At 69.6% G+C, this 543-nt stretch carries 3 tRNA genes; all 3 read left to right on the top strand.

From position 1 onward, the window contains the following. Window positions 1-195: 195 nt before the first annotated feature. The 3 genes from KUM32_RS39135 to KUM32_RS39145 all read left to right on the top strand — a co-directional run bounded on the left by KUM32_RS39135 (window position 196) and on the right by KUM32_RS39145 (window position 480). A tRNA-Glu gene (locus KUM32_RS39135) sits at window positions 196-268 on the top strand. Window positions 269-308: 40 nt separating this feature from the next. After that, window positions 309-383: transfer RNA gene (locus tag KUM32_RS39140), tRNA-Asp, on the top strand. A gap of 20 nt (window positions 384-403) precedes the next feature. Then, window positions 404-480, top strand: a tRNA-Phe gene (locus KUM32_RS39145). Window positions 481-543: the final 63 nt, after the last annotated feature.

The following is a 543-nucleotide window of genomic DNA, read 5'->3' on the forward strand; positions in this document are numbered from 1 at the left end:
GCGCCCCGTCCGCGCCCCACGCGTGCGTCGAACACCCCCCGCACACCCCAAACCACCCGCCGCCCGCGCACCGCCGCGACGCCCCAGGTCACCCCCGCCCGCACCGCGCGGGTAACCGTTTTGGCGATCCCCGTCGGCATCCCATATGCTTCTCACGTCCCCGACGGCGCCGGAAGGCGCCCAGGTGGGCCATCAGCCCTCATCGTCTAGTGGCCCAGGACGCCGCCCTTTCAAGGCGGTAGCACGGGTTCGAATCCCGTTGGGGGCACGCAACACCATGTGCGAGACTAGTGCTCGCACGTGTGCTTGGTCCTGTGGAGCAGTTTGGAGTGCTCGCCACCCTGTCAAGGTGGAGGCCGCGGGTTCAAATCCCGTCAGGACCGCTGCAACCGCGAGGTTGCGTGGCTGGGTAGCTCAGTTGGTACGAGCGATCGCCTGAAAAGCGATAGGTCGCCGGTTCGACCCCGGCCCCAGCCACCACCGCAGGAAGCGAGAGGGCCCCGGCCGGGTCAACCGGCCGGGGCCCTCTCGCGTGCGTACCAC

The sequence above is a fragment of the Streptomyces sp. AC627_RSS907 genome, from assembly GCF_019049165.1.